This is a genomic window from Pseudomonas sp. NFPP12 (genome assembly GCF_900103205.1).
Classification (GTDB): Bacteria; Pseudomonadota; Gammaproteobacteria; order Pseudomonadales; family Pseudomonadaceae; genus Aquipseudomonas; species Aquipseudomonas protegens.
The window spans coordinates 345496-371727 of record NZ_FMWW01000002.1 but is presented as its reverse complement, the minus strand read 5'-3'; the positions used below and the strand labels follow the sequence as shown (position 1 = coordinate 371727).

The window sequence follows — 26232 nt, the reverse complement described above, 5'->3', positions numbered from 1 at the left end:
GAAAAGGGCTTGAGTTTCTTGGCTGAATTGTGTTTGGTTTTTTGCGCAAAACCCTAGATATAGGGATTTTTAGCCGCCGGGCTACAAGATAATGCGTTTGGGGGGCTGATTGCAACGTACTGCCTGTGGATAAGGTTGTGCGTAAATTGTGTATGGACTGGGTAAAACTCACGCAGCCCGCAGTCCCAGTGGATGGAACCGTTTGTCACTGTTTTTTACCGTCGAAAATTGCCTTGGGCGGATTTTTGCGGGCGCGAACCCTATCACAAAAAAACGCCCTGACCGAGTCGTTTTAGCCGCTTGTGTCGGCGCCTGTGCCGGTTGCTACAATCGGCAGCGATCGACCGGGGTTTCCCGGCCTTTCCCATGGCAAACCAGCCACCTTTCCCAGAGCGTGTTATCCGCCTTTTTCATGACAGAAAGACGGGGGCTTTACTGCTCAAGGTGGACTGGCAATAGAACAAGAAGAGGTCGTGCGTGGAACAGGAAGCCTGGCAGGTACTGATTGTCGAGGATGACCAGCGTCTGGCTGAGTTGACCCGTGAATATCTCGAAAGCAATGGCCTGCAGGTGGCGATCGAGGGCAACGGTGCCCGGGCCGCGGCCAGGATCATTGCCGAGCAGCCGGATCTGGTGATCCTCGACCTGATGCTGCCCGGTGAAGACGGCCTGAGCATCTGCCGCAAGGTTCGGGATCGTTATGACGGAGTGATCCTCATGCTCACCGCCCGTACCGATGACATGGACCAGATCATGGGCCTGGACCTGGGTGCCGACGACTATGTCTGCAAGCCGGTGCGCCCGCGGTTGCTGCTGGCGCGCATCCAGGCCCTGCTGCGCCGTAGCGAAGCGCCGGAGCCGGCGGTGGAGAAAACCCGCCGCCTGCAGTTCGGCCCGCTGGTGGTGGACAATGCCCTGCGCGAGGCCTGGCTGAGCGATGCCGGGATCGAATTGACCAGTGCCGAGTTCGACCTGCTGTGGCTGCTGGTGGCCAATGCCGGGCGGATCCTGTCCCGGGAAGAAATCTTCACCGCCCTGCGTGGCATCGGCTATGACGGCCAGGACCGCTCCATCGATGTGCGGATCTCGCGCATCCGCCCGAAGATCGGTGACGATCCGGAGCACCCGCGGCTGATCAAGACCATTCGCAGCAAGGGTTACCTGTTCGTCCCCGAAGCCGCCGCCGACATGCGCTCGTGAACTCGATCTTCCTGCGGATCTACGGCGGTATGTGCGCCGCGCTGATCCTCGTGGCGTTGCTTGGGGTCCTGGCCCTGCATCTGTTGAACCAGGTGCGCAGCGAGCAGTACCGCGAGCGGCTGGCCCACGGCACTTTTTCGCTGATGGCGGACAACCTGCAGCCGATGAGCGAGATCGAGCGTCGCCGGGCGCTGGCGGTGTGGGAGCGCTTGCTGGGCATTCCCCTGAGTCTCAAGACCTTCAGCCAGACCGACCTGGACAGTAGCCAGCGCGGTCGGGTGCTGCGCGGCCAGGCGCTGGTGGAGCAGACCGGCCCCTTCGCCGCCCGGGTCTATCGCCTGGTCAGCGAGAAGGAACAGCTGCTGCTCAGTGCCGAGGTCCAGCAGATCAGCGAGCAGTTGGCCCGGGCCACTATCTACCTGCTGGCGGATGAGCTGGTGCGTTATCCGGTGGCAGAGCAACCCCAGCGCCTGGCTGCACTCAAGGAAGCCAAGGGGTTCGGCTTCGATATGCAGTTGTCGACTCTGGACGCCGCCGACATGGACGAGGATCAGCGGCGCCGGGTGGCCGAGGGCGACACGGTGATGGCCCTGGGCAAGGGTGGCGATTCGATCCGGGTCTTCGCCGGCCTGGTGGGCACGCCCTGGGTGCTGGAGATCGGCCCGCTGTATCAGATGAATCCCTATCCGCCGCAATGGCTGGTGCTGATTGCCGTGCTGGGCCTGAGCCTGATCGGCCTGATCGTCTATCTATTGGTGCGCCAGCTGGAGCGGCGCCTCAGCGGCCTGGAGTCGGCGGCCACGCGGATCGCCAAGGGCAGCCTGGAAACCCGCGTGCCGGCCCGTGGCGCGGACTCGGTGGGGCGCCTGGCGGCGGCCTTCAATGGCATGGCCGAGCACTTGCAGCGCCTGCTGGCGATTCAGCGCGAGCTGGTACGTGCGGTGTCCCATGAGTTGCGCACACCCGTGGCGCGGCTGCGTTTCGGCCTGGAGATGATTGCTTCGGCGAGCACCGATCAGGCCCGGCAGAAGTACCTGGACGGCATGGACAACGACATTCAGGACCTCGACCGGCTGGTGGACGAAATGCTGACCTACGCCCGCCTGGAGCAGGGCTCGCCGGCCCTGAATTTCCAGCGTATCGACCTGGATGCGCTGATCAACCAGGTGATCAGCGAACTGGCGCCGTTGCGGGCCAATCTCAAGGTCCGGCGTGGCCTGTGCCTGTCTGCCGCCGAGTGTGACGGTGCGTGGGTCGAGGCCGAGCCGCGCTACCTGCACCGGGCCTTGCAGAACCTGGTGGGCAACGCCATGCGTCATGCCGAGTCCCAGGTGACGGTCAGCTATCAGGTAGGGCAGTTGCGCTGCCGGGTGGATGTGGAAGATGACGGTCCCGGCGTGCCGGAACATGCCTGGGAAAAGATCTTCACCCCATTCCTGCGCCTGGATGACAGCCGCACCCGGGCTTCCGGCGGGCATGGGCTGGGGCTGTCGATTGTGCGGCGGATCATCCATTGGCACGAGGGCCGCGCCCTGATCAGCAAGAGCAAGAATCTGGGCGGTGCCTGCTTCAGCCTGAGCTGGCCACGGCATCAGGAACCCCGCTGAGGGCGGCCCCGGTTCAGGCCTTGATGGCCACCAGGCTCAGCAGATGATCGTCTTGCACGGCGAACTGCCCTTGCAGTTCGCGGCCGTGCTGCCATTCCTCGGACAGATCGATCAGCAGGCGCATCCGCACCGGCCCTTCGGCAGACCATTCCAGGACTTCGGCGTGTTCGAAATAGAAGCGTTTGTGCACCAGCGGGTACAGGGCCTTGAACAGGCTTTCCTTGATCGAGAAGGTCAGGGTTACCGCCAGTGCATGCAGCTCGGCCGGCAACTGGTCGCGGCGCTGCAGTTCGGCCGGGGTCAGGATCTGCTCCGCCAGTTTGGCTGCACGTTCTGCACTGAGCAGGTGTTCCAGGTCCATTCCCAGGCCACGCCAGTGTCGTTTGTCGGCGACGATGGCCGCGGCGCGCCCGCTGCTGTGGGTGATCGAACCGCAGATGTGTTCGGGCCAGATCGGCGCTCGGTCATCGCCAATGGGCGGTACCCAGTCCAGTCGTTGCAGTTGCTGCAAGGCGGCCCGGGCACACAGGCGTCCAGCGAGAAATTCGGCCTGACGCTTGGCCACCGAACGCTGGATACTCGGCGGTGCTTCGATGCCGCTGCGCTGAAAATCATCCGCGGCAAGTTGCCCGGGATCGAACCGGGTACTTAGCCAGAGGGCTTGGGGCAGGACGTTCGGCAGCGGCCAGGCAGCGTCCAGAGGGGTGCAGCAAGCGGGGAGGGGGGGGAGAGCATTCATGGCCGCTAGTGTGCCGGGTTGCTGCGTTTGAGGGTAGTCGGGTGAAGCGCAAAGGGTTGCCGCAGCGCACTGACGGCAACCCAGGTACGGCGGCTAGCCAAACAGTTTTTTGAAGAATGCCTGCATGTCGGCCCAGGAACGCTCATCGGCGGCCTTGTTGTAGCCGATGTCCGGCCCGCCGTGTTCGCCATGGCTCAGGCGGTCGGCATCGGGATTGCTGAAGCCATGCTTGGCTCCCTCCAGGCTGACGAAGCGGTAGTCGGCGCCGGCCTTGTCCATTTCCGCTTTGAAGGTGGTGACGTTGTCCGCCGTCACCATGCTGTCCTGGGCCCCATGTTCCACCAGGATCTTGGCCTTGACGCTGCCGGGGGTAGCCGGTGTGGCGGTGGCCAGGGCACCGTGGAAACTCACCACGCCGGCCAGGGGCAGGCCCTGGCGCGCGGCGTCCAGGACAATCTTGCCGCCAAAGCAGTAGCCGATGGCGGCGAGTTTCTGCGGATCGGTCTGCGGTTGCTGTCTCAACAGCTCAAGGCCGGCGTTGAAACGTGCACTGGCAGCGGCACTGTCCTTCAGCGCGGCCTGCATGAAGGCCATGGCGTCCGCCGGGTGTTCGGTGTGCTTGCCCTGGCCGTACATGTCGATGGCCAGGGCACTGTAGCCAAGGGCGGCGAGGTCCCGGGCCCGGCGCTTGGCGTAGTCGTTGAGGCCCCACCATTCATGCACCACCACGATGCCCGGGCGCGGGCCCTGTAGGGCGTCGTCGTAGGCGTAGTAGCCGATCAACTGAGTGCCGTCGGTACTGCGATAGGGAATTTCCTGAGTCTTGATGGCGGCCTGGCTGAGGCCGCCGAGGGCTAACAGGACCAATGCGACGAGCATGCGCATGAGGGGAACTCCGGTTGAAAAGGTGTCAGCACAGCCTAGTCGATCTGGTTCAGGCGAGGTTAAGGGTGTGTTCAGGGGGAGTTCAGGGCGGGCTGTTTACTCTAGCCCCGTACCCAAAAAGCCAATAGCGCAAAGGAAACTTCCTATGACTTCATTGAAAAAACTGTTCCTGGCCTTTACCGTCTTCGGCGCCAGCGCCGCCGCCCAAGCCGCTGACAGCAACTTCGTTGGGTTGTCCTTCGGCCAGACCAGCGACAAGATCAACAAGTCCAGCCAGCTCAACAGCAACCTGGGCCATCCGAACGCCGATGGCGTGATCGGCAAGGACAACACCTGGGGTGTACGCGCCGGTCAACAGAATGACCAGGGTCGCTACTACGCTACCTATGATTATGTGTCTGGCTCCCACAACGGCATTAAACTGCGCCAGCAGAATCTGCTGGGCAGCTACGATATGTTCCTGCCGGTGACCAGCAGCACCAAACTCTTTGGCGGCGGCACGGCCGGCCTGACCAAGCTGACTCAGGAGTCTCCGGGCTTCAGCCGTGACAGCGACATTGGTTACGCGGTGGGCGTACAGGCCGGCGTCCTGCAACAGGTTTCACAGAACACCTCGGTGGAGCTCGGCTACCGTTACCTGCGCAGCAATGCCGGGACCGAGATGAGCGAGCGCGGTGGCAGCAAGCAGGGTTCGCTGAGCCTTACCAGCAGCGCCCAGACCTACCTGTCGGCCAACTACGCTTTCTGATAAGCGGCCTGGCCTGGACCGCGCCGGATCGTGCCTTGGGCACGGTCCGGCGTTGGCGCATTAATCATCAGGGCGCAGGGGCGCCCCTGGAGATGTCGAATTTTGCCTGGGAGAGCGTTATGAAGTTGCTGGTCGTCGAAGATGAGGCGCTGTTGCGTCATCATTTGCAAACCCGCCTCACCGACAGCGGTCATGTCGTCGAGTCCGTGGCCAACGCCGAGGAGGCGCTGTATCAGACCGAGCAGTTCAACCACGATCTGGCGGTGATCGACCTGGGCCTGCCCGGCATGGGCGGGCTGGACCTGATCCGCCAGTTGCGCAACCGTGGCAAGACGTTCCCGATCCTCATCCTCACGGCCCGTGGCAACTGGCAGGACAAGGTCGAGGGCCTGGCGGCCGGTGCGGACGACTATGTGGTCAAGCCATTCCAGTTCGAAGAGCTGGATGCGCGCCTGAATGCGCTGCTGCGGCGCTCCAGTGGCTTCACCCAGTCCACCATCATTGCCGGGCCGCTGCTGCTGGACCTGAATCGCAAGCAGGCCTCCCTGGATGAGCAGCCCCTGGCCCTGACGGCCTATGAGTACCGGATTCTCGAATACCTGATGCGTCACCATCAGCAAGTGGTGGCCAAGGACCGGCTCATGGAGCAGTTGTACCCGGACGACGACGAGCGCGATCCGAATGTCATCGAAGTGCTGGTGGGCCGCTTGCGGCGCAAGCTTGAGGGGCCGTCGGGCTTCAAGCCGATCGATACGGTGCGTGGCCTGGGCTACCTGTTCAACGAGCGTTGCCGATGATTCGATCGCTGCGCCTGCGCCTGATGCTGGCCGCCACGACCCTGGCGGTGCTGTTCATGCTGGCCCTGCTGCCAGCCATGCAGGGGGCGTTCAGCCTGGCGTTGCAGGATTCTATCGAGCAGCGCCTGGCTTCCGATGTCACCACCCTGATCAGTGCGGCGCGGATCGAGAACAACCGCCTGCAGATGCCGGCGCAATTGCCCGACGAGCGCTTCAACCTCGCCGACAGCCGCCTGCTGGGCTACATCTACGATCGCGAAGGGCACCTGGTCTGGCGCTCGCGAGCAACCCAGGAAGAGAACATCAACTACCGGCCGCGGTACGACGGGCGTGGCAATGAGTTCGCCAGGATCCGCGAAGCCAACGGCCAGGAGTTCTTCGTCTACGACGTCGAGATCAAGCTGCTGGGGGGCAAGAGCGCGGCCTTCAGTATCGTCGCGCTGCAGCCGGTGCGTGAGTACCAGCAAACCCTGGAAGGCGTTCGGGAAAACCTCTACCTGGGGTTCGGCGCGGCCTTGCTGGTGCTCCTGGCACTGCTCTGGCTCGGCCTGACCTGGGGTTTGCAAGCCTTGCGACGCTTGAGCCAGGAGCTGGACCAGATCGAAAGCGGCACCCGCCAGAGCCTCAGTGAGGAGCACCCGCGCGAGCTGTTGCGCCTGACGGGCTCGTTGAACCGCCTGCTGCAAAGCGAGCGTGAGCAGCGTAGCCGCTATCGTGACTCCCTGGATGACCTGGCCCACAGCCTGAAAACCCCGTTGACGGTGTTGCAGGGCGTGAGCGAGGACATGGCGCAACGGCCCCAGGATCGTGAGCAGGCCTGGGTGCTGCAGGCGCAGATCGAGCGCATGAGCCAGCAGATCAGTTACCAGTTGCAGCGCGCCAGCCTGCGCAAGAGCGGCCTGGTGCGCCACCAGGTGCGGCTGCGGCCGGTGCTGCAAAGCCTCTGCGACACCCTGGACAAGGTCTATCGCGACAAGCAGGTACGGGTGTCCTTCGACTTGCCGGAACGCTGCTACCTGCCGATCGAGCACGGCGCGTTGCTGGAGTTGCTCGGCAACCTGCTGGAGAACGCTTATCGCCTGTGCTTGAGCTCAGTGCGCATCAGCGTGCGCGAGACCCTGGAAGGCTCCGAGTTGTGTGTGGAAGACGACGGCCCCGGCGTGCCACCCGATCAGCGGGCGCGGATTCTGCAGCGCGGTGAGCGCCTGGATCGCCAGCACCCGGGGCAGGGCATCGGCCTGGCGGTGGTCAAGGACATCATCGAGAGCTACGGCGCGCAACTGACCCTGGGGGATTCGGCCCTGGGGGGGGCGGCCTTCCGGATTCACTTTCCGGCCCTGTAGGGGGGGCTACTGTTCCCGGGCGCGGTAGGCGCCCGGGGTCAGGCCGGTCCATTTCTTGAACGCCCGGTGAAAGGCCGAGGGCTCGGAAAAGCCCAGTTGTTCGGCGATCTGTTGCAATGACAGGTCGGCCCGGCCGAGGTGGTAGATGGCAATGTCGCGGCGCAGCTCATCCTTCAGCTCCTGAAAGCTCGAACCTTCTTCGCGTAGATGCCGGCGCAGGGTCTGCGGGCTGACGTGCAGGTGCTGGGCGACGCTTTCCAGGTCGGGCCAGTGCTCGCGGTCGCGACTGAGCAGGCGGCGCAGCTGGCTGCTGAGGCTGTCGCCTTCATCCGGGCGCGACAACAGGTCGGCGGGAGAGCGTTCGAGAAAGTGCTTGAGGGTGCGTTCGTCCTGCAGCAGCGGCATGCCCAGGTAGCGACTGTGGAACAGCAGGCTGCTGCGCTCCTGGGTGAATTGCAGCGGGCAAGGGAAAAGCAGGTCGTATTCCGCGCCGTGATCGGGTTTGGGGTAGCTGAAGCAGGCCTGCTCCAGGCGGATGCGCTGGCCGATCAACCAACTGCCGAGGCGATGCCAGATCACCAGCAGGCTCTCGCTGAGAAAGTGCTCGGGATCCCATAGCTCGGAATCATCCAGGCTCAGCCGGGCCATTTCTCCTTCACGCGTCAGACTCAGACGCGGGGCTTCCGGAAACAGGCTATAAAATAATAAGCCGCGATTGAGTGCTTTTTCCAAGGTACGGCAGTGGATCAGCGCGTGGCACATCATGGCGAAGGTCCCGCGCTTGCTGGGGCCATGGCCGAACCCGAGGTACTCGTCATCCAGCTCCAGCCACAGTTGCTGCAATAGACGGGTGAATTGCTCGGGGGCGATACGGGCCTTGGGTTGGTTCAGCAGTTCGGGGCTGATGCCCAACTGATGCAGCAGGGGCGCGTAGTCATAGCCGTGCCGGCGTGCTCCGCCCAGGGCGGCACGGGCAAAGTGGCTGGCGATGGTGCGTTCGCGCATGCAGGCAGGTCCGTCCATTGAGTGGCGGATCTTAGCCAGCCCCCAGGAAGGGAGCAAGGCGGATATCCGCCAAATTGTAGGACGAGAGAGGGTGAGTGGGCGGAAATCCGCCAGCTTCTACCTGCGCAACGGATGCAAGGATCAGCTCGCACCCCTGATGTCTAAAGGCCTGCAAGGCTTTTTCACAAGGTGGCACGGGCTTTGCGATAGAGCCGGAAGATCTGCCAGCACGCAGCTCGACACAACAAATCCCTCCAGCGCAGGAGGGTTCGCACTTTAGGCACCGCATGCATCGACGGAAAGTGCATGCCGGGGCTCTTGAGGAAACTTGCAATGACGACTCGTCAGCCACTGTACAAATCCCTGTATTTCCAGGTGATCGTTGCCATCGCCATCGGCATCCTGCTCGGCCACTTCTACCCTCAGACCGGCGTGGCTCTCAAGCCCCTGGGTGACGGCTTCATCAAACTGATCAAGATGGTCATCGCTCCGATCATTTTCTGTACCGTGGTGAGTGGTATCGCCGGCATGCAGAACATGAAGTCGGTGGGCAAGACCGGCGGCTATGCGCTGCTGTACTTCGAAATCGTCTCCACCATCGCCCTGCTGATCGGCCTGATCGTGGTCAACGTGGTGCAGCCGGGGGCCGGCATGCACATCGACGCTTCGACCCTGGACGCCTCGAAAGTTGCAGCCTACGTGACTGCCGGTAATGACCAGAGCATCGTCGGCTTCATCCTCAACATCATCCCGGCCACCATCGTCGGCGCCTTCGCCAATGGCGATATCCTGCAGGTGCTGATGTTCTCCGTGGTGTTCGGTTTCGCCCTGCATCGCCTGGGTGCCTACGGCAAGCCGGTGCTGGATTTCATCGACCGTTTCGCCCATGTGATGTTCAACATCATCAACATGATCATGAAGCTCGCGCCCCTGGGTGCGCTGGGCGCCATGGCGTTCACCATCGGTGCCTACGGTGTGGGTTCCCTGGTGCAACTGGGCCAACTGATGATCTGCTTCTACATCACCTGCGTGGTGTTCGTACTGGTGGTCCTGGGGGCAATCTGCCGCGCCCACGGCTTCAGCGTGATCAAGCTGATCCGCTACATCCGTGAAGAACTGCTGATCGTGCTGGGGACTTCCTCCTCGGAATCGGCCCTGCCGCGCATGCTGATCAAGATGGAACGCCTGGGCGCCAAGAAGTCGGTGGTCGGCCTGGTGATCCCTACCGGTTATTCGTTCAACCTCGACGGTACTTCGATCTACCTGACCATGGCTGCGGTGTTCATCGCCCAGGCCACTGATACCCACATGGACATCACTCACCAGATCACCCTGCTGCTGGTGCTGCTGCTGTCTTCCAAAGGCGCTGCCGGTGTGACGGGCAGTGGCTTCATCGTCCTGGCCGCGACCCTGTCGGCCGTGGGGCACCTGCCGGTGGCCGGCCTGGCGCTGATCCTGGGTATCGACCGCTTCATGTCCGAAGCTCGCGCCCTGACCAACCTGGTGGGCAACGCCGTGGCTACCGTAGTGGTTGCCAAGTGGGTCAAGGAGCTGGACGAAGACAAGCTGCAATCCGAGCTGGCTTCCGGTGGCCGGCCGATTACCGACACCCGTGAAACCGATGACCTGGGTGTGGCCGAAGGCCCGGCACCGAGCATCAAGTAAGCCTTGAGCTATATAAAGAACCCGCTTCGGCGGGTTTTTTATTGCCTGGCGATTGAGCGCAACGGTCAGCCCGGCTGACTGTTGCGGTGATTGTTGCGGGCGTCGCGGCTGCCTACTCTGTGGGCTGCCGATCAAGAGGAGAGGGCTATGCAAGGGCCGTTGGCGTCACTCAAGGTACTGGATTTCTCCACCCTGCTGCCGGGGCCCTTCGCCTCGTTGCTGCTGGCGGACATGGGCGCCGAGGTCCTGCGCATCGAGTCGCCGACCCGCATGGATCTGTTGCGGGTGTTGCCGCCCCACGATGCCGGGGTTTCCGCCAGCCATGCCTATCTCAACCGCAACAAGCGCAGCCTGGCCCTGGACCTCAAGCGTCCCGAAGCGCTGGAGGTGGTGCGGCAACTGGTGCAGGACTACGACATTGTTCTCGAACAGTTCCGCCCGGGCGTGATGGAGCGCCTGGGGCTGGGTTACCAGGCCTTGAAGGCGATCAACCCGCGGCTGATCTACGTCTCCATTACCGGCTATGGCCAGACCGGCCCCTACCGGGACCGCGCCGGGCATGACATCAACTACCTGGCCCTGGCCGGGCTGGCCAGCCAGACCGGCCGCCGCGATCAGGGGCCATTACCCCTGGGCATCCAGGCCGCGGATATCGCCGGGGGCTCGCTACATGGGGTGATCGGCCTGTTGGCGGCGGTGATCGCGCGCCAGCATAGCGGCCAGGGACAGTACCTGGACGTGAGCATGACCGACTGCGTGTTCAGCCTGAACGCCATGGCCGGTGCCGGCTACCTGGCCTGTGGGGTCGAGCCCGGAATGGAGCAGCAGGTGCTCAATGGTGGCAGCTTTTATGACTACTACCGCAGCCGGGACGGGCGCTGGCTGTCGGTGGGCAGTCTGGAGCCGGTATTCATGCAGCAGTTGTGTCAGGCCCTGGGCCGCCCGGAACTGGCGGCCCAAGGGCTGTCTCCCTTGCCCGAACAGCAACAGGCACTGAAGCAGGCCTTGCAGGTCGAATTCGAGAAACACGATTTCGCCGAGTTGTGCCAGCTGTTCGCTGGTTTCGATGCCTGCGTCGAGCCGGTGCTGAGCCTGGGCGAGGCCCTGGAACATCCGCAGTTGCAGGCCAGGCAACTGGTCAGCCAGGTGCCCCGTGAAGACGGCAGCCGGCAGGCGCAGATGGCCTGCCCGTTGAAGTTTTCCGAGGGGCTGCCAGAGCCGCGGCATATCGGCGCCAGGTTGGGGGCGCATTCCGATCAGGTGCTGGAGGAACTGGGCTACAGCGCCGAGCGCATCGAGGCACTGCGGCGCGAGCGGGTCATCGCGTAGCTGCGGGTTTGCCGAGGCAGTGCTTTAAAACTGTCACTCGACCCTGGTTTCCCCGCTGTAGACCAGGGTTTGCCGGCAACGCCGGCACAGATAGCGACGCCCCTGGGCCACCAGTTTGTGGCGTTGGGCGGAGAACGGGAAATCGCTCTCGGCGCAGGGGCAGCGGTAGATATAGCGGGTCACGCTGCGACGCTTGACGTCGTAGGTATGACAACGATTGGGCGGCAGTTCGTACACCCCGCGCATGATCAGTTGCCACTCTTCACCGTGGGGCTGGATACGTTCGCCAAACAGTTGGTGGGCGATCAGGTGTGCCACTTCGTGGGCCACGGTCTGCTTGAGGAAGTCCTCGGTGTTTTCCCGGTACAGCTGCGGGTTGAAGCGCAGCAGGTTCTCGTGCAAATGGGCGACACCGGCTTTCTGGCCACGCAACTTGAGGCTGACCACCGGGCGTTTGAAAGGACGTTTGAAAAAGGATTCAGCGAGTTGGAAACAATCTTCGACGCGGGTATTGAGTTGCTCGGGCATGCTTAACGGCTCTCCAGAGGGAGTGAGTATGCCGCAAACAGGGGGGATTCCGAATCGCCCAGGCGCCGAATGGTCATCCATCCTGCGCCCATAAGAAGGCCGCCTTGCGGCGGCCTGTGCTGGCAGACAGAGGATTATTATTGGTGCGGCGTCAGTTGGTGTACACGGGGCCGACGCCCAGGCCCCAGACAATCACGGTGAAGGCCATGATCGCGACCAGTACCACCAGGCCTACTGCCAGCACTGAGCTGGAAAACAGGAACCCCTCGTCCGACGGGATATTCATGAAGGTCGGCAGCCCGACATACAGCAGGTAGACCGTGTAGCAGATGGCGGCAGTGCCGACGATCATGCCCAGCCACATGTGCGGGTACAGCGCCGCCAGGCCACCGACGAACAGCGGTGTGGCGGTGTAGGTGGCAAAGGCCACGCAGCGTGCCAGGCTCGGGCTGGCGTCATAGGTCCGGGCCATCCAGTGGATGAACGCGCCCATCACCGCCACGCCGCCGAGCATGGCCAGGTACGACATGATGGTCATCCACAGGGCGCTTTCCATGGTCAGCATCACCGGCGCGCGATTGCCGATGACCCAGCCGACCTGGGTGGTGCCGATAAAAGCCGAAATGGCGGGGATTGCCGCGAGGATCAGCGTATGGGTGAGGTACATGTGGCTGATGCTTTCCTCGGCATCGCCACGGATGTCTCGCCATTCCTGATCGGGGTGGGTGAAGAGTCCTACGACATGATGAATCATGGTCAGTCACTCCTTTATTGTTGCCATCGCCCCCCAACGGAGCGCTTACAGCCAAGTGGCACAGTCAGTATAGGTCTATATGTGCGTGCGACCTTATGTCGCAGTATAGGGAGGAGTTTTCCGCAGATGTGCGCACCTTTAGAGCAAATTGCGCTGTAAACCCCCGGGCTAATCGCTGCTGCATCTGTCATTGCAGCACCGGCACCGCTGCTCTGCGGCGCTTTCACGGGGCTGGGGTTTTTGCGTAAAATGTCCGGCTTTTCGTCACATACCTCGCGGATTTCAAGCGCCATGGGCACTCTTACGGTCAACCAGAACAAACTGCAGAAACGTCTTCGCCGCCAGGCGGGCGAGGCGGTCGCCGATTTCAACATGATCGAAGAGGGCGACAAGGTCATGGTCTGCCTGTCCGGCGGCAAGGACAGCTACACCATGCTCGACGTGCTGCTGCACCTGCAGAAGGTGGCGCCGATCAAGTTCGAGATCGTCGCGGTGAACATGGACCAGAAACAGCCAGGCTTTCCCGAGCACGTGCTGCCGGCCTACCTCAAGGAACTGGGGATCGAGTACCACATTGTCGAGAAGGACACCTATTCGGTGGTCAAGGAGCTGATCCCGGAAGGCAAGACCACCTGCTCGCTGTGCTCGCGCCTGCGTCGCGGCACCCTGTATACCTTCGCCGACGAAATAGGCGCCACCAAGATGGCCTTGGGTCACCACCGCGACGATATCGTCGAGACCTTCTTCCTCAACATGTTCTACAACGGTTCGCTCAAGGCCATGCCGCCCAAGCTGCTGGCCGATGACGGGCGCAACGTGGTAATCCGGCCGCTGGCCTACTGCAGCGAGAAGGACATCCAGGCCTATTCCGACCTCAAGCAGTTCCCGATCATCCCGTGCAACCTCTGCGGTTCCCAGGAGAACCTGCAACGCCAGGTGGTCAAGGAGATGCTTCAGGAATGGGAGCGCAAGACTCCAGGGCGTACCGAAAGCATCTTCCGCGGCCTGCAGAACGTGATCCCCTCGCAACTGGCGGACCGCACTCTGTTCGACTTCACCAGCCTGCGCATCGACGACAGCGCCACGCCGCGTTTCGTCAATGTGGTGAACCTCTGATCCGATCCTGGTGAATCCGGGCTGCGCTTGCGCAGCCCGGTCATTCAGCTCCCCGGCATGCGGGGAATGAAGGCCACGCTGCCTTGCGCCGGTTTCTTGGCCAGGCGCTCACCGTTGGTCGGGATGGTGCGGAGCAGTTGATGATCTTCGCCCAGATACCCCAGCATCAGCGGTTCATCGTGCTTCTGCTGGACGAAGATCAGGGTGCGCTGCGGGTCCCAGTGCTGGCCACTGGTCTTGTCCAGCCAGGCCATGAAGTCCGCGCTGCTGCCGTTACGCGGGAAATCCGCAGTTTCTGCCACGTAGTAGAAGGGAGCGCCCTGGTTCTGCAGGTACATCGGCAGTTTGTTATCGATTTCCACCATGACCATCCGCCATTGATTCCAGGGAGCGATCCGGCTCGCGGCAGCGCGGGTATCGGCGCTGAACTGCATCACCCCCCCGCCGCTGTTGCTCCAGGGGTAGGCAACCCCCAGCGCCAGCAGCATGACCAGGGCCGCACAGGAGAAGCCGAGGGGCCAGCCACGGGAAACGGGTTTGCCGGCGGCCTGGCGTAGCTGCAGCCGACGGTTGAGCCACCAGGCACCGAGCAACTGAGCGAAAGGCACCAGGGGCAGAACGTAATAGCTGCGCCGGCTGCCACTGGCGGTGAAGAACAGGAACAGCAGCCCCAGGGCCCACACCAGCCAGCGTTCATTGGGTTGCAACTGGCGCCAGTGCCGGGCCGCCAGCCATAGGCCGAGGATCCAGCAGGGTGCCCAGGGCAAGGTATAGGCCGGCAGGTAGATCAGGTAGGTGTAGATCGGCCCGACATGGTCGAAGGGGTTGAAGAAACGCACCACATTCTCGCGAAACACCAGGCTCAGGCCGCTTTCCCCGTAGCTGGGAGCGCCGTACAGGTGCGAGAGAACGAAGGGCACCATGTAGAACAGCGCGGCGATGCTCAAGGCCAGCACCAGGCGCAGGTTCAGGTGGCGTTTCCAGCGCCCCTGGCTCAGCAGGTGTGGCAACAGGATCAGCCCCGGCAGGACGAAGCCGATCAGCCCCTTGAGCAGCGAGGTCGCCGCCAGTATCAGGAAGAACACCGTATAGCGGCCCAGGCGGGTATCTCCCGGGCCGCGCCAGTACCACCACACTGCAGCCAATACGCCACAGACGGTCAGGATGTCGGCCGTGGCCACCCGCGCCCAGAAGGCGAAATAGAAGGTGGTGGCCAGCATCCAGCCGGCGATCAGCCCAGTGCCTTTGTGGAACAGCCGTTCGCCGATCAGGTAAACCAGCCAGATGCTCAGCCATGCGGCGATCACCGAGGACAGGCGCAGCGACCAGTGCCCCAGGCCCCCCATCAGCCAGGCGCTAGCGGTAATCAGCCAGTAGGAGGGCAGGGGCTTGTCGTAGTAGGGAGCGCCCTTGAGGTAAGGGTCGAAATAGTTGCCACTCTGCAACATCTGCAAAGCGATGTTGGCCCAGCGGGTCTCCGGCCCCCAGAGTTCACGGGAGCCCAGGCCCAGCAGCAGGATCAAGGCAGACACGCCGAGCAGCAGGGCCAGGGCCCCGCGTTCGCTGCGAAACAGATTCATAGATGGATTTCCAGAGCGGCGGTGGGAAAAGTCGCAGCCATCCAGGGCATCGAAGCGTGAAGAAAAGCCAGCGCCAACCCTGGTCGGCGCTATCGTTACAAGGGTACCCAGGGTCAGGGTTGGCTTTGTGGCAGGATCAGGACCAGCATATTGCCTTCCTCATAGCGCTTGCCTCCGGGCGGCAGCAGCGCCACTTCCTCGCTTTCCACCACGTCCTTGACCCGCATCACCACACCCACCGAACCCTGTTTGCGGGCCTCGCTGACCCACTGCCCGACCTCGGCCATGCTTACCTTGCGCTGCGCCGAATCAGCATAAGCCAGGCCATATTTCAATTCGCCCTCAGTGTTGTACAGCGTCACCTCCGGGCGTTGCAGGCGCCAGGCCAGGGCCGAGGCGGTGCCCAGGTCATTGCTCAGCAGGCTCTTGGTCTGCCTGAGTTCTTCGATATGTTCCTTGATGAACTGGTCCGGCATCTGGTTATGCACGATGAACCCCGGCATGCCCGCCGGCAGCAGGGCCACCAGCAACCAGATGCCCAGGGCCGGGGCCGCCCAGTACTGCAGCGGACGGGCGGCCGGCAGCAGGTTGGCGATGATCCAGCCCATCAGCATGATGAACACCAGGGACAGGCCGAGCATCTCGTTGTGGCCGTAGACCGGCCGGGTGAGCTGGATGTACAGCAGGGCCACCATGGCCGCCACGCCGATCAGCAGGTTGAGCAGGCTGTTGATGCGGATGCTCCGGCCCTGGCTGGCGTTGATACGGTCGATCAGGGCGCTGCCCATGAGCACGGCCAGAGGCAGCAGGCACGGCATGATGTAGGTTGGCAGCTTGCCGCGGCTCAGGCTGAAGAACGCCAGGGGCAGCAGGAACCACAGCAGCAGGAAACCGGTCGGGGCCTGGCGCTTGTCTTTCCAGGCTTGCATGAATGTGCCCGGCAACAGGGCTGCCCAGGGCAGGCTGGAGGCCACTAGCAGCGGCAGGTAGAACCACCAGGGGCGGGTATGTTGGGCGTTGTCGGCGGCGAAGCGGCGAATGTGCTCGTGCCAGAAGAAGAAGCGCCAGAAGTCGGGCTCGTGGGCGTGAATGCTCAATACCCAGGGCAGGCTGATGCCGATCGCTACCAGCACGGCCACCAGTCCGTAGCGCAGCAGTTCACCCAGACGGCGTTGCCAGATCATGTAGGGCAGGGCGATGAGTACGGGCAACAGCCAGGCCAGGAAACCCTTGGTCATGAAGCCCATGCCACAGGCGACGCCCAGCCCGGCCCATGCCAGCAGGCGTTCGCGGGTGGTCCGGCCGTCCAGGGCGAACCACAGGGCTACCAGGCTCAGGTTGACCCACAAGGTGAACTGCGGATCAAGGTTGGAGTATCCGGCTTGCCCGGCAATCAGGCCGAAGCTCATATAAAGCAAGGCGGCGGCGAGGCTCTTTCGCGGGTCGTTCCACATGCGGCGGGTGATCAGGTAGGCCAGCAGTACGCTCAGGCCGGTGCTTAGGGCCGAGGCAATGCGCACGCCGAACAGGTTGTCGCCAAAGATCGCTTGGCCGATGGCGATCAACCAATAGCCGGCGATGGGCTTCTCGAAATAGCGGATGCCCATGAAGTGTGGCGCCACCCAGTCGCCACTGAGCAGCATTTCCTGGCTGATCTGGGCGTAGCGGGTCTCGTCGGGAATCCACAGGCCGTGGCTGGTCAGAGGTACCAGGTAGAACAGGCCGAAGGCCACGAGCAACAGAGGAAGTGCCCAGCGCTGGAGAGTGCTGGTTGTACTTGCGCCGAGGGTAAAGCCGGACGGCGGGGCGCTTGCTCCATAAGCAGGGGGCGGCGAAGTGCGGTGCATTTGTATCCTCGAAGTCATTGGCCGATAGCGATTTCGTTATTTGCTGGGGGTTGCTGACAAAGCGTCAATTTGGTCGAATTACTGGCTTTCCAAAGTTCGCGAAGTTTCAGCGGGCAGCATTCATTTGTTTGAGAGTTTTTTCATAAATGCGGCTTTCCGTTTCTTATTAGTACAGAAACTTGTTAAGTCAATTAATTAGCCGGCAAGTGTGTCGCTTCCCCTAATAAAGTCTGTTGGTATGTTGTTAAAAACAGTTACTAGTTACTCAAGGGGTTGATCAAGTACACGCTGCCAGCTGCCTGCATCCAGGGTTCCCAGTACTTGCATGTGGCCTTGCGGATCCAGGGTGATAAACAGCGAGCTGGTGTATTCGCTGGCCAGGGCGTGCGGGTAGCCCAGTTGGCGTTCCAGGCTGCTGATGCAGTCGCTGTGGGTTATCAGGATCAGATTGCGCCTGAGTGACTTGTGCGCCTTGATCGTCTGCTGGAAATGCTCGTCACAGGTGGCCAGCCAGTCCTGGGTCTGCGCCGCACCGCTGAACATGAATTCCGACGTTTGCCGGGTGCGGGTTGCGGGGCTGCTGATGACATCAGTGGCGGCCATGCCCAGGGTGCGAAAGGCTCGTCCCAGGTCGCTGGCGCTGTGGCTTCCGAATTGGGTAATACCATCGGCGGGCCCCAGGCAGGGGTTGGCGGAGCGGTCACAACGCTCGGCATGGCGGACCAGGACTATCACTTCACCCCCTTGCCAGTGACGGTAGATGTTGGCCTGCTGCATCTGGTTGCCGACCCCCAGGTCGCGAGGCGTGACGGGCCACAGGACAAAGCCGCTGACCAGGATTGCCAGGGTCGCCGCACAGACGCCACCGACGACTCGCCAGGTTCGGGGGGGCTTGTTGCCAGTGCCGGATTCAGCGGTGTTGAGCACGAGGTGTACCTGAGTAGGCTTTTGCCGAGTGTTGGTTATTCGGGTTGGAACTGGTGCGCTGAAGACGAACGACATGCAGTCACTGGAGCCCGCACTGCAACTGGGGCCAATTTAGGTCGGGCCAGGTGGGCGAAGAGTGAAAGCAATGTGAAAAAAACGAATGGTCGACGGCAGTTCTTTTAAAACCAGACAGCCTTTGTTCAGGTTGTTGGCCCGAACGCTGCTTTGTTATCCGGTTATGCACGTCAGATGGCTTCGAGAGGTTATTCCCGGAGTTTCGTTTTTATCGTTGAGGCAAGTGCGAGGCGAACTTTATCCGATAAAAAACAGCGGATGAAAAAACCTCGCGTTTAGTTCAGCTTATTGTCAGCTTGGGCTGGAGGACGGGCATGAGAAGGGAGGTTTTCCTGCCCGTTGTTTCGGGCAGGAAGTGATGCCGGGGAGCGGGCGGCTCAGTGATTGACGGTGTAGGCCAGCATTGCCGACAGCTGGCACAGTGGCCGGCCGCTCTCGTGCTGCCATTGGTTGAATACTTCCTGCACCAGGGCTTGGTCGCGTTTGCTGCTGGGCACCTTGTCGATGATGTTCTGGGCATTGAGGGCCGCGACCACGTCCCAGGTGGGGATAAAGGTGTCCTTGCCCACCATGCGCAGGAAGCGCGGGGCAGACAGCCCGCCCATCTGGTTGCCATGTTTGGCCAGGTACTGCCAGAGCCCGGTGATGTCATGCACCGGCCAGTCGGCGATGAAGGCGCCAAAGCTGCCGTGCTGCTTTTGCACATCGAGGATCATCTGCGCGTTGCGCGGCACGCTCTTGAGCTTGCCCAAGTGGCGGATGATCCGCGTGTCCTGCATCAGCCGCTCCAGGTGCTCGGCGCCCATCAGCACGACCTTCTCCGGATCGAAGCCAAAAAACACCTGCTCGAACGCCGGCCATTTGGCGTCCACCAGGCTGTGTTTGAGCCCGGCGCGGAAAACCCGCAGAGCCAGGGTCGAGAGGTAGCGATCGGCGCTCAATGCGCGCAGGTAGTCGTCGCTGGCCGGGGTGGGCAACTGGGCTTCCAGGGCCGCAGCGGAACCGAAGCGGTTGAGACAGTATTCATTCAGCCATTTGTAATCGTGCATGCCTGCTCCGGGACGGTCGGGAGGGTCGGAAAGTCTGTTGACCAAGGTTGGGGCCTTTGGCGGCATTACAAGTTCCCCGGGGGCCGGGGAACCTGGGGCGGATTCAGGCCGGGCTGGCGCCTTCGCCCGCGAGCCGGCGATCAAGCTGGAAGCGCCAGCGCACGTAGAGCAGCGCCGAAGTGAACACGGCCAGGCTGGCGAACATCTCCAGCAGGCCGAACATTTGGCGGTTCGGGTCGTAGGCCGCCAGGGCGCCCTTGATGAAGTACAGGTTGACCACGAAGCACATCCACGAATGGCCACGGGCACTGCCGCTGAGCATGCCGGGGGCCATCAGCAGCAGCGGCACCAGCTCGATCAGCAGGATGACCCAGGGGCGGGCACCGTGCAGATCGGCCACCAGCAGGTAATACCCGCAAAGCAGCCCCACCAGGCCGAAGAAGCAGACCAGGCTGAGGATTCGCATCAGGCGGACCCGGGGCTCCAGCCATTCCACCGGGGGCAGGATCTTCGGCTTCTTAGCCACGGCCGTTCTCCAGTCGCAGGGCGGTTTTCGCCAGACGCAGGCCCAGGGCCCGGCACAGGGCAATCTCGTGTTCGTCCAGTGGGCTCTTGCCATCTGCTCCGGCATGGTGGCTGGCGCCATACGGCGTGCCGCCACCGCGGGTTTCCAGCAGGGCCGACTCGCTGTAGGGCAGGCCGGTGATCAGCATGCCGTGATGCAGCAATGGCAGCATCATCGATAGCAGGGTGGCTTCCTGGCCGCCATGCAGGCTGGCGGTCGAGGTGAACACGCCGGCAGGCTTGCCCACCAGGGCACCGGTCAGCCAGAGGTTGCTGGTACCGTCGAGAAAATACTTCAGCGGCGCTGCCATGTTGCCGAAGCGGGTCGGGCTGCCCAGGGCCAGCCCTGAGCAGTGCTTCAGATCGTCGAGGCTGGCGTACAGGGCGCCGCTGTCGGGGATGTCCGGGGTGACCGCCTCGCATTCCGCGGAGATCGCCGGGACAGTGCGCAGACGAGCCTCCAGGCCGGCCTGCTCGACGCCGCGGGCGATCTGCCGGGCCATCTCGTTGGTCGAGCCGTTGCGGCTGTAGTACAGGACCAGGATATAGGGCGCGCTCAAGGCAGGATCTCCAGCACGTTCTCCGGCGGCCGGCCAATGATGGCCTTGTCGCCGGCTTCGAGAATCGGCCGCTCCATGAGTTTCGGGTGCTGGGCAATGGCGGCGACCAGTTGCTCTTCGCTGAGGCTCGGGTCGGCCAGGTTGAGGGTCTTGTACTCGTCCTCGCCGGTGCGCAATAGCTGGCGCGCGCTGAGGCCGAGCTTGGCCAGAAGGCTGCGCAACTGGGCGGCATCCAGTGGGGTTTCCAGGTAGCGGACCACGGTCGGGGCCAGGCCGCGTTGTTCCAGAAGTTCCAGCGCACCGCGGGATTTCGAGCAGCGCGGGTTGTGATAAAGCGTCAGATCGGTCATGTGCGGGTCGCATCTTGCGTAAGGTGGCGGCTATTCTACCCGCGCGACGGGCACTCCTGAACCTTGGGAGTCGTTAGGTCGCAGCGACCCTGGGTCGACGGTTATTTTTCAAGACATCTTTCAAGACAGGAAACAGCGCATGGCAAGGCAATTGGCGGCGGTATTGGCGATCATCACAACCCTGCTGCTGGGCGGTTGTGGCAATGACTACGGGGTCGACCAGTATGGCCAGAAAGTCGCCGCCGAGCGTATCGACAAGCAGTGGCTGGTGCTCAACTACTGGGCCGAGTGGTGCGGGCCTTGCCGTACCGAGATCCCGGAACTCAATGCCCTGAACGAGCAGCTCAAGGGGCAGTCGGCATCGGTGATGGGGGTCAACTTCGACAATGTGCAGGGTGAAGAGCTAAAGAGCGCCAGCGAGAAGCTGGGGATCAAGTTTACCGTGCTGGCACGGAACCCCGCGGAGCTCTTCGATCTGCCACGCAGCGAGGCGCTGCCGGTGACCTACATCATCGACGACAAGGGCAAGGTACGTGAGCAGATGATGGGCGAGCAGACTGCAGCCGGTGTGCTGGCGAAACTGCAGGCCTTGCGCGGGCATTGAGGGCGCGAGGATCTGGAGCCGCTGCCGCGCAGTGCGGGCGCCCTCAAGTGACGCGGGGGCCTGAAACTCGCCAGAGATTCATCCAGGAACATCCTGGAGTCCCGTTCGCAGCCTCGCGGGCTCGGCAGCGGCTAGCGCACTATCAGCCTTCTTCCAGCCACCAGCGCAACGGCTTGCCCTCGGCAGGCCAGAACCGCACCTGCTCGATCGGCGAGATGTCCCAGCGCTCAACGGTTTCCAGCGCCTGAAGGAAGCGCCGCTCCTGCTCCATCAACGCCGGTGCACAGAGTTTGCGGGTGCTGCCGACCTTGCCGAAGCTGAGTTTTTCGCCGTCCAGGGTGTAGGGCGCGAACCAGTGGTTGCAGCCGCCATTGCCATAGGCCCGACCGTCCTCGCCGAGGGTGATGGTCAGGTGGCTGTAATCGATCAGCGGACGCTCGCCAATCCATTCCAGGACGTAACTGCGGTCCTGCTGCAACTTCAGCGGCTCGGCGGCGCAGCCCAGCAGGCCGGCCCCCAGCGCCGCAGTCAGTATCAGGCGTTTCATTGGCCGGCCTGCTGGCATTTCGGGCAGCGGTGATGCTCACCCTCGCTACGCCAGCCGAGCTCGGCAATGCGCGCGCTGGCGGCAGGCTTCTGGGCCTTGCTGCCCAGCTTGGCATCCACTGCGAACTCGAAGTCCAGGGTGGCGTCGCAGCTGTCGCAATTGACCTGCCACTGGTGGATCGCCAGTTCGCCGAATACCGGGCCACGCGCCACGGCGACCCACTGGCCGACGGGGTTGATCAAGTGGCGCACGGTGTCCACGGTCAGGCGCATGGAGAGGTCCTTGCTGCCCTTGAGGGTGACCAGAAGCACGTCGTCGGTACGGATCGAGCCACCGTTGCCGGTGACTTGATAGCGGCCGGGCACCAGGGCACGGCATTCGATCAGGGTGTGTTGCGGGTTCATCAGGTTGTAGCGGAAATCGTGTTCGACCATGGGTCCTCCAAATCTGCCGCGTATGCTAGCACGGGCCCCTGCGGCGCAGGTTGCGGGCAGGTGACCTTCGATCAGCCCGTGGCGCGGATTTCAGCCGTGGACCCGGTTCTGCGGCTGGCCAGCTGCCCAGCTGGCGATGTTGTGCAAGGTGGTCTCGGCGATGGCCGCCAGGGCTTCGCGGGTCAGGAACGCCTGGTGCGCAGTGACTATCACGTTGGGAAAGGTCAGCAGCCGCGCCAGCACGTCATCCTGCAGGGGTAGATCGGAGCGGTCCTCGAAGAACAATTGCGCCTCTTCTTCATAGACATCCAGCCCCAGGTAGCCCAGTTGGCCACTCTTGAGCGCCTCGATCAGCGCTGGGGTGTCCACCAGGCCGCCACGCCCGGTGTTGATCAGCATTGCTCCCGGTTGCATGTGGGCCAGGCTCTGCTGGTTGATCAGGTAACGACTGTCCTCGGTCAACGGGCAGTGCAGGCTGATGATCTGCGACTGGGCCAGCAGCTCGGGCAGGTCCAGGTAACGGGCACCGAGGGCTTCTACGGCGGGATTGGGGAAGGGGTCGTACGCCAGCAGCTGGCAGCCGAAGCCGGCCATGATCCGGGCGAAGGTCGCGCCGATCTGGCCGGTGCCGACAATGCCCACGGTCTTGCCCACCAGGTCGAAGCCGGTCAGGCCGTGCAGGGTGAAGTCGCCTTCGCGAGTGCGGTTGTAGGCCCGGTGCAGGCGGCGGTTGAGCGCCAGGATCAGGGCCACGGCATGTTCGGCGACCGCATGGGGGGAATAGGCCGGGACCCGCACCACATCCAGCCCCAGGCGCTGGGCCGCGCTCAGGTCGACGTGGTTGTAGCCGGCCGAGCGCAGAGCGATCAGGCGGGTGCCACCGGCAGCCAGCTGTTCCAGTACCGGGGCACTGAGGTCGTCGTTGATAAAGGCACAGACCACTTCATGGCGTTCAGCCAGGGCGGCGGTATCCAGGCTCAGGCGGGCGGCCTGGAATTGCAGTTCGATGCCTGCTGGCAGTTGAGCGCCGAGGAAACTCTCGCGGTCGTAGTTCTGGCTGCTGAAAAGAATCGTACGCATGGCTGCATCCTTGTTCGGGGCGCCCAGCATGGCGGCTGGGCGCCGGGCAGGTCTTGCCCTGGGTCAGGCGTTGGTCCGCGCTTCGGCAGCCAGGCGGCCGATGGCGTGGTCCAGTTCATCCAGGGCGGCAAAGGCTTTGGCATCTTCCTGCTTGAGCAGGGTCTCGCTGCGCTGGCAGGCGGCGCGCAATTGCGGCACACCGCAGTAGCGGGTGGCACCGTGCAGGCGATGGACCCGTTCGATCAGGGCGTTCTGGTCATTGGCGGCCCGCGCTGCCTTGATGGCTTCGCGGTCGGCGTCCAGGGACGCCAGCAACATGGCCAGCATGTCCGCCGCCAGATCGGCCTTGCCGGCGGCCAGGCGCAGGCCTTCATCCTGATCCAGTACCTGCAGCTCCAGCCCCAGTTCCGGGCGCTCGCTGGCCCGCTCCGGGCCCTGGTTGCGCAGGGCCAGGCCGGTCCATTTCAGCACCACCTGGGCCAGTTGGCGCTCACTGATGGGCTTGGTCAGGTAGTCGTCCATGCCGCTTTGCAGCAGGGCGCGCTTCTCGTTGGCCATGGCGTGGGCGGTAAGGGCGACGATGGGCAGCGGCGTACCGTGCCGCTCGCTTTCCCACTGGCGGATCGCCTCGGTACTCTGCCGGCCGTCCATGCCGGGCATCTGCACGTCCATCATTACCAGGTCGAAGGGTTCGGTCTGGATCGCGTTCAGCGCGGCGTAACCGTTGTCCACCGCCAGCACCTTGGCGCCCATGTCCTCCAGCAGGGTCTGGATCAGCAGCAGGTTGGCCGGGTTGTCATCGACACACAGCACTCGCGGCGCGCGGCTGGAAAGAGTTTCCTCCGGTTCGCTGCGAGCCCGGCGCGGGGTCACCAGGTCGGACAGGGCCCGGCGCAGCTTGCGGGTGCACGCGGGCTTGGCCTGCAACTGGCTGTGAGGGTTGGGCACCGACAGATGGAACAGTGTCTGTTCGGTGGTCGGGCACAGTACCAGGACCTTGCAGCCCAGGTGTTCGAGGTCCCAGATATGCTGGCTCAGGCGTTCCGGCGACATGTCGTTGGTGGTGATGCCCAGTACCGCCAGGTCGATGGCCTGTTCGCTCTGGTGCACGCCGGTAATGCCGTTGGTCAGGGCCTCCAGGGTATTGAACGGGGTCACCTCCAGGCCGCAGTCCTCCAACTGGTGTTGCAAGGCCTGGCGCGCCAGTTCGTGGTTTTCCAATACCGCCACGCGCCGCCCCAGCAGCGGCGGGCCGGGCAGGTCCTCGGCGTCGTCGCGGGTTTTCGGCAGGTTGAGGCTGATCCAGAACTCCGAACCTTCGCCCGGGGTGCTGTCGACACCAATCTCGCCGCCCATCTGTTCGATCAGGCGCTTGGAAATCACCAGCCCAAGCCCCGTGCCGCCGGGTTGCCGCGACAGCGAGTTGTCAGCCTGGCTGAAGGCCTGGAACAGGGCGCGTACATCCTGGTTCGACAGGCCGATACCGGTGTCCTGGATGCTGATGCGCAGTTGCACGCTGTCTTCGTGTTCTTCTTCCAGCATGGCCCGGGCGACGATAGTGCCTTCGCGGGTGAACTTGATGGCGTTGCTCACCAGATTGGTAAGAATCTGCTTGAGCCGCAGCGGGTCGCCCACCAGCGACAGCGGCGTATCGCGATAGACCAGGCTCACCAGTTCCAGCTGCTTGGCGTGGGCGGCCGGGGCGAGGATGGTCAGGGTGTCTTGCAGCAAGTCCCGCAGGTTGAACGGGATGCTGTCGAGCACCAGTTTGCCGGCTTCGATTTTCGAGAAGTCGAGGATCTCGTTGATGATGCCCAACAGGCTGTCGGCGGATTTCTCGATGGTGCCCAGGTAGTCCAGCTGGCGTGGTGTCAGCTCGCTTTTCTGCAACAGGTGGGTGAAGCCGAGAATGCCGTTGAGCGGTGTACGGATTTCATGGCTCATGTTGGCCAGAAATTCCGACTTGATCCGGCTGGCCTCCAGGGCCTCCTTGCGCGCCAGGTCCAGCTCGATGTTCTGGATCTCGATGGTTTCCAGGTTCTGGCGCACGTCTTCGGTGGCCTGGTCGATGCTGTGCTGCAATTCTTCCTGGGCATTCTGCAGGGTGCTGGCCATGCGGTTGATGCCCGAGGCCAGCTCATCCAGCTCCTGGCTGCCCAGGGGTGGCAGGCGGGTTTCCAGGTTGCCGTCCTTGAGTTGCGCCACGGCCTGCTTGATCTGGGTCAGCGGGTTGTTGATGGTGCGGCCCATGCGCACTGCCAGTAGGGCGGTGCCGGCCAGCCCGGCGGCAATCAACAGCAGGCTGGCGAACAGGCTGCGGTAGCCGCGCAGCAGCATGCCACTGTGGGACAGCTCCAGTTCCACCCAGCCCAGCAGGCGGTCGGACTCATCGGGAATCAGGTCGCCGGCCAGGTTGCGGTGCCGGCCGAAGACCGGCAGTTGATAGCGGGTCGCGTCGCTGCCGGAGCGTTGCATCATGTGGCTGCTGTTACCGGCGGGAGGCGGGTTGAGCATGCTGGGGCCGGCGTGGGCCAGCAGGCTGCGATCCGGGGCAAGGAGCGATACGGCGCGCACGTCTTGCTGTTCCAGCGCCTGGGTGGCAATGCGCTCGAGCATCTGGGTGTTGTGGTTGCCCATGGCCGGGGCCACCAGGGAGGCCAGTTGTTCCGCGATCATCTCGCCACGCTGCAGGAGCTGGGTCTGCAGGTCCGAGAGCTGCATCCAGGTGAAGTAGCCGCCCAGCACCAAAGCCATCAGACTGGTTGGCAACAAGGTCAGCAACAGTACGCGGCCTTTGATTCCCAGTTTCTTGAGCACGCAACTCTCCTGCTTCCACGCTGTTTTGAAAGGTCTACGGGCACGTCCGTGATGCGCCACCTGCGCAGTGTAACGATTTGCC

25 protein-coding genes are annotated in these 26232 nt (G+C 63.1%); 9 read left to right on the top strand and 16 right to left on the bottom strand.

Translation table 11 applies throughout. The annotated features are described in order from the left end of the window. Window positions 1-477 precede the first annotated feature (477 nt). Both BLS75_RS09255 and BLS75_RS09250 read left to right on the top strand, forming a co-directional pair. The gene (locus BLS75_RS09255; protein WP_011062738.1) at window positions 478-1200 is read left to right on the top strand and encodes a response regulator; all 723 of its coding nucleotides are present in this window, start codon (window positions 478-480) and stop codon (window positions 1198-1200) included. Continuing rightward, a complete protein-coding gene (locus tag BLS75_RS09250) occupies window positions 1197-2807 on the top strand; it encodes an ATP-binding protein (RefSeq protein ID WP_011062737.1) in 1611 nt (536 codons plus the stop codon). The genes BLS75_RS09255 and BLS75_RS09250 overlap by 4 nt, the downstream gene beginning before the upstream one ends. Before the next feature lie 13 nt (window positions 2808-2820). Here BLS75_RS09250 and BLS75_RS09245 read toward each other — a convergent pair whose 3' ends face one another. Together BLS75_RS09245 and BLS75_RS09240 are read right to left on the bottom strand one after the other, a co-directional pair. Continuing rightward, complete coding sequence (locus BLS75_RS09245; RefSeq protein ID WP_072450701.1) at window positions 2821-3546, bottom strand: 4'-phosphopantetheinyl transferase family protein; 726 nt, start codon at window positions 3544-3546, stop codon at window positions 2821-2823. Window positions 3547-3639: 93 nt separating this feature from the next. Next, on the bottom strand, window positions 3640-4431 hold the full coding sequence (locus BLS75_RS09240; RefSeq protein WP_072450700.1) for a dienelactone hydrolase family protein: 792 nt from the start codon (window positions 4429-4431) through the stop codon (window positions 3640-3642). 145 nt (window positions 4432-4576) lie between these two features. Here BLS75_RS09240 and BLS75_RS09235 point away from each other — a divergent pair, with 145 nt between their 5' ends. From BLS75_RS09235 to BLS75_RS09225, 3 genes are all read left to right on the top strand, one after another. Then, window positions 4577-5179 (top strand): outer membrane beta-barrel protein, encoded by a 603-nt coding sequence (locus BLS75_RS09235; protein WP_011062734.1) that lies wholly within the window; start codon window positions 4577-4579, stop codon window positions 5177-5179. A 119-nt stretch (window positions 5180-5298) separates the two neighbouring features. Beyond that, a complete protein-coding gene (locus BLS75_RS09230) occupies window positions 5299-5976 on the top strand; it encodes a response regulator (RefSeq protein ID WP_011062733.1) in 678 nt (225 codons plus the stop codon). After that, window positions 5973-7319, top strand: coding sequence for an ATP-binding protein (locus BLS75_RS09225; RefSeq protein WP_011062732.1), 1347 nt, complete (start codon window positions 5973-5975; stop codon window positions 7317-7319). Before BLS75_RS09230 ends, BLS75_RS09225 begins: the two co-directional genes overlap by 4 nt. Window positions 7320-7325: 6 nt before the next feature. On the opposite strand, the gene BLS75_RS09220 is transcribed toward BLS75_RS09225, so the two are convergent. Further along, window positions 7326-8324 carry an AraC family transcriptional regulator gene (locus tag BLS75_RS09220; RefSeq protein ID WP_041752486.1) on the bottom strand — a complete coding sequence of 333 codons (999 nt, stop codon included), beginning with the start codon at window positions 8322-8324 and terminating at the stop codon, window positions 7326-7328. A 333-nt stretch (window positions 8325-8657) separates the two neighbouring features. Between BLS75_RS09220 and BLS75_RS09215 the strand changes: the two genes are divergently transcribed. Beyond that, entirely contained in the window at window positions 8658-9989 is a 1332-nt protein-coding gene (locus BLS75_RS09215) for a dicarboxylate/amino acid:cation symporter (RefSeq protein WP_011062730.1), read from the top strand. Window positions 9990-10136: 147 nt separating this feature from the next. Continuing rightward, window positions 10137-11318, top strand: coding sequence for a CaiB/BaiF CoA transferase family protein (locus BLS75_RS09210; protein ID WP_019094596.1), 1182 nt, complete (start codon window positions 10137-10139; stop codon window positions 11316-11318). Between the two features lie 33 nt (window positions 11319-11351). Here the strand turns inward: BLS75_RS09210 and BLS75_RS09205 are convergent, their stop codons facing one another. Then, window positions 11352-11846 carry a SprT family zinc-dependent metalloprotease gene (locus BLS75_RS09205; RefSeq protein ID WP_011062728.1) on the bottom strand — a complete coding sequence of 165 codons (495 nt, stop codon included), beginning with the start codon at window positions 11844-11846 and terminating at the stop codon, window positions 11352-11354. Window positions 11847-11997: 151 nt separating this feature from the next. Next, complete coding sequence (locus BLS75_RS09200) at window positions 11998-12600, bottom strand: Yip1 family protein (RefSeq protein WP_011062727.1); 603 nt, start codon at window positions 12598-12600, stop codon at window positions 11998-12000. Between the two features lie 291 nt (window positions 12601-12891). On the opposite strand from BLS75_RS09200, the gene ttcA reads away from it, so the two are divergent. Then, window positions 12892-13716, top strand: coding sequence for a tRNA 2-thiocytidine(32) synthetase TtcA (gene ttcA, locus BLS75_RS09195; protein WP_072450699.1), 825 nt, complete (start codon window positions 12892-12894; stop codon window positions 13714-13716). Between the two features lie 44 nt (window positions 13717-13760). Here the strand turns inward: ttcA and BLS75_RS09190 are convergent, their stop codons facing one another. The 7 genes from BLS75_RS09190 to arsC all read right to left on the bottom strand — a co-directional run bounded on the left by BLS75_RS09190 (window position 13761) and on the right by arsC (window position 20668). Then, window positions 13761-15296, bottom strand: coding sequence for an ArnT family glycosyltransferase (locus BLS75_RS09190; RefSeq protein WP_072450698.1), 1536 nt, complete (start codon window positions 15294-15296; stop codon window positions 13761-13763). Window positions 15297-15409: 113 nt separating this feature from the next. Beyond that, complete coding sequence (gene arnT, locus BLS75_RS09185) at window positions 15410-17161, bottom strand: lipid IV(A) 4-amino-4-deoxy-L-arabinosyltransferase (RefSeq protein WP_072450697.1); 1752 nt, start codon at window positions 17159-17161, stop codon at window positions 15410-15412. 243 nt (window positions 17162-17404) lie between these two features. Beyond that, window positions 17405-18070: a lipopolysaccharide core heptose(II)-phosphate phosphatase PmrG gene (locus tag BLS75_RS09180; protein ID WP_072450696.1), complete on the bottom strand. Its 666-nt coding sequence runs from the start codon at window positions 18068-18070 to the stop codon at window positions 17405-17407. Between the two features lie 452 nt (window positions 18071-18522). After that, window positions 18523-19194 (bottom strand): DNA-3-methyladenine glycosylase I, encoded by a 672-nt coding sequence (locus tag BLS75_RS09175; protein ID WP_072450695.1) that lies wholly within the window; start codon window positions 19192-19194, stop codon window positions 18523-18525. A 103-nt stretch (window positions 19195-19297) separates the two neighbouring features. After that, the gene (locus tag BLS75_RS09170) at window positions 19298-19720 is read right to left on the bottom strand and encodes a DUF2069 domain-containing protein (RefSeq protein ID WP_041752482.1); all 423 of its coding nucleotides are present in this window, start codon (window positions 19718-19720) and stop codon (window positions 19298-19300) included. Next, window positions 19713-20318: an NAD(P)H:quinone oxidoreductase gene (gene wrbA, locus BLS75_RS09165; protein WP_041752480.1), complete on the bottom strand. Its 606-nt coding sequence runs from the start codon at window positions 20316-20318 to the stop codon at window positions 19713-19715. The genes BLS75_RS09170 and wrbA overlap by 8 nt, the downstream gene beginning before the upstream one ends. Next, window positions 20315-20668, bottom strand: coding sequence for an arsenate reductase (glutaredoxin) (arsC, locus tag BLS75_RS09160; RefSeq protein ID WP_041119496.1), 354 nt, complete (start codon window positions 20666-20668; stop codon window positions 20315-20317). The genes wrbA and arsC overlap by 4 nt, the downstream gene beginning before the upstream one ends. A gap of 139 nt (window positions 20669-20807) precedes the next feature. On the opposite strand from arsC, the gene BLS75_RS09155 reads away from it, so the two are divergent. Continuing rightward, window positions 20808-21272, top strand: coding sequence for a TlpA disulfide reductase family protein (locus BLS75_RS09155; RefSeq protein ID WP_011062718.1), 465 nt, complete (start codon window positions 20808-20810; stop codon window positions 21270-21272). A 142-nt stretch (window positions 21273-21414) separates the two neighbouring features. Here the strand turns inward: BLS75_RS09155 and BLS75_RS09150 are convergent, their stop codons facing one another. From BLS75_RS09150 to BLS75_RS09135, 4 genes are all read right to left on the bottom strand, one after another. Further along, window positions 21415-21819: an META domain-containing protein gene (locus tag BLS75_RS09150; RefSeq protein WP_019094589.1), complete on the bottom strand. Its 405-nt coding sequence runs from the start codon at window positions 21817-21819 to the stop codon at window positions 21415-21417. Continuing rightward, window positions 21816-22253 (bottom strand): hypothetical protein, encoded by a 438-nt coding sequence (locus tag BLS75_RS09145; RefSeq protein ID WP_011062716.1) that lies wholly within the window; start codon window positions 22251-22253, stop codon window positions 21816-21818. Before BLS75_RS09145 ends, BLS75_RS09150 begins: the two co-directional genes overlap by 4 nt. Before the next feature lie 90 nt (window positions 22254-22343). Then, window positions 22344-23333, bottom strand: coding sequence for a 2-hydroxyacid dehydrogenase (locus BLS75_RS09140; protein ID WP_011062715.1), 990 nt, complete (start codon window positions 23331-23333; stop codon window positions 22344-22346). Between the two features lie 63 nt (window positions 23334-23396). Continuing rightward, a complete protein-coding gene (locus BLS75_RS09135; RefSeq protein WP_011062714.1) occupies window positions 23397-26150 on the bottom strand; it encodes a response regulator in 2754 nt (917 codons plus the stop codon). Window positions 26151-26232: the final 82 nt, after the last annotated feature.

What these genes read in the sequence shown, in the direction of transcription:
- BLS75_RS09150 (WP_019094589.1), bottom strand. Translation starts at nt 21,819, where the DNA reads ATGAAACGCCTGATACTGACTGCGGCGCTGGGGGCCGGCCTGCTGGGC.
- BLS75_RS09190 (WP_072450698.1), bottom strand. Translation starts at nt 15,296, where the DNA reads ATGAATCTGTTTCGCAGCGAACGCGGGGCCCTGGCCCTGCTGCTCGGC.
- BLS75_RS09230 (WP_011062733.1), top strand. Translation starts at nt 5,299, where the DNA reads ATGAAGTTGCTGGTCGTCGAAGATGAGGCGCTGTTGCGTCATCATTTG.
- BLS75_RS09200 (WP_011062727.1), bottom strand. Translation starts at nt 12,600, where the DNA reads ATGATTCATCATGTCGTAGGACTCTTCACCCACCCCGATCAGGAATGG.
- BLS75_RS09205 (WP_011062728.1), bottom strand. Translation starts at nt 11,846, where the DNA reads ATGCCCGAGCAACTCAATACCCGCGTCGAAGATTGTTTCCAACTCGCT.
- BLS75_RS09145 (WP_011062716.1), bottom strand. Translation starts at nt 22,253, where the DNA reads ATGGTCGAACACGATTTCCGCTACAACCTGATGAACCCGCAACACACC.
- BLS75_RS09140 (WP_011062715.1), bottom strand. Translation starts at nt 23,333, where the DNA reads ATGCGTACGATTCTTTTCAGCAGCCAGAACTACGACCGCGAGAGTTTC.
- BLS75_RS09225 (WP_011062732.1), top strand. Translation starts at nt 5,973, where the DNA reads ATGATTCGATCGCTGCGCCTGCGCCTGATGCTGGCCGCCACGACCCTG.
- BLS75_RS09220 (WP_041752486.1), bottom strand. Translation starts at nt 8,324, where the DNA reads ATGCGCGAACGCACCATCGCCAGCCACTTTGCCCGTGCCGCCCTGGGC.
- BLS75_RS09210 (WP_019094596.1), top strand. Translation starts at nt 10,137, where the DNA reads ATGCAAGGGCCGTTGGCGTCACTCAAGGTACTGGATTTCTCCACCCTG.
- BLS75_RS09245 (WP_072450701.1), bottom strand. Translation starts at nt 3,546, where the DNA reads ATGAATGCTCTCCCCCCCCTCCCCGCTTGCTGCACCCCTCTGGACGCT.
- arnT (WP_072450697.1), bottom strand. Translation starts at nt 17,161, where the DNA reads ATGACTTCGAGGATACAAATGCACCGCACTTCGCCGCCCCCTGCTTAT.
- arsC (WP_041119496.1), bottom strand. Translation starts at nt 20,668, where the DNA reads ATGACCGATCTGACGCTTTATCACAACCCGCGCTGCTCGAAATCCCGC.
- BLS75_RS09175 (WP_072450695.1), bottom strand. Translation starts at nt 19,194, where the DNA reads ATGCACGATTACAAATGGCTGAATGAATACTGTCTCAACCGCTTCGGT.
- BLS75_RS09235 (WP_011062734.1), top strand. Translation starts at nt 4,577, where the DNA reads ATGACTTCATTGAAAAAACTGTTCCTGGCCTTTACCGTCTTCGGCGCC.
- BLS75_RS09155 (WP_011062718.1), top strand. Translation starts at nt 20,808, where the DNA reads ATGGCAAGGCAATTGGCGGCGGTATTGGCGATCATCACAACCCTGCTG.
- BLS75_RS09215 (WP_011062730.1), top strand. Translation starts at nt 8,658, where the DNA reads ATGACGACTCGTCAGCCACTGTACAAATCCCTGTATTTCCAGGTGATC.
- ttcA (WP_072450699.1), top strand. Translation starts at nt 12,892, where the DNA reads ATGGGCACTCTTACGGTCAACCAGAACAAACTGCAGAAACGTCTTCGC.
- BLS75_RS09240 (WP_072450700.1), bottom strand. Translation starts at nt 4,431, where the DNA reads ATGCGCATGCTCGTCGCATTGGTCCTGTTAGCCCTCGGCGGCCTCAGC.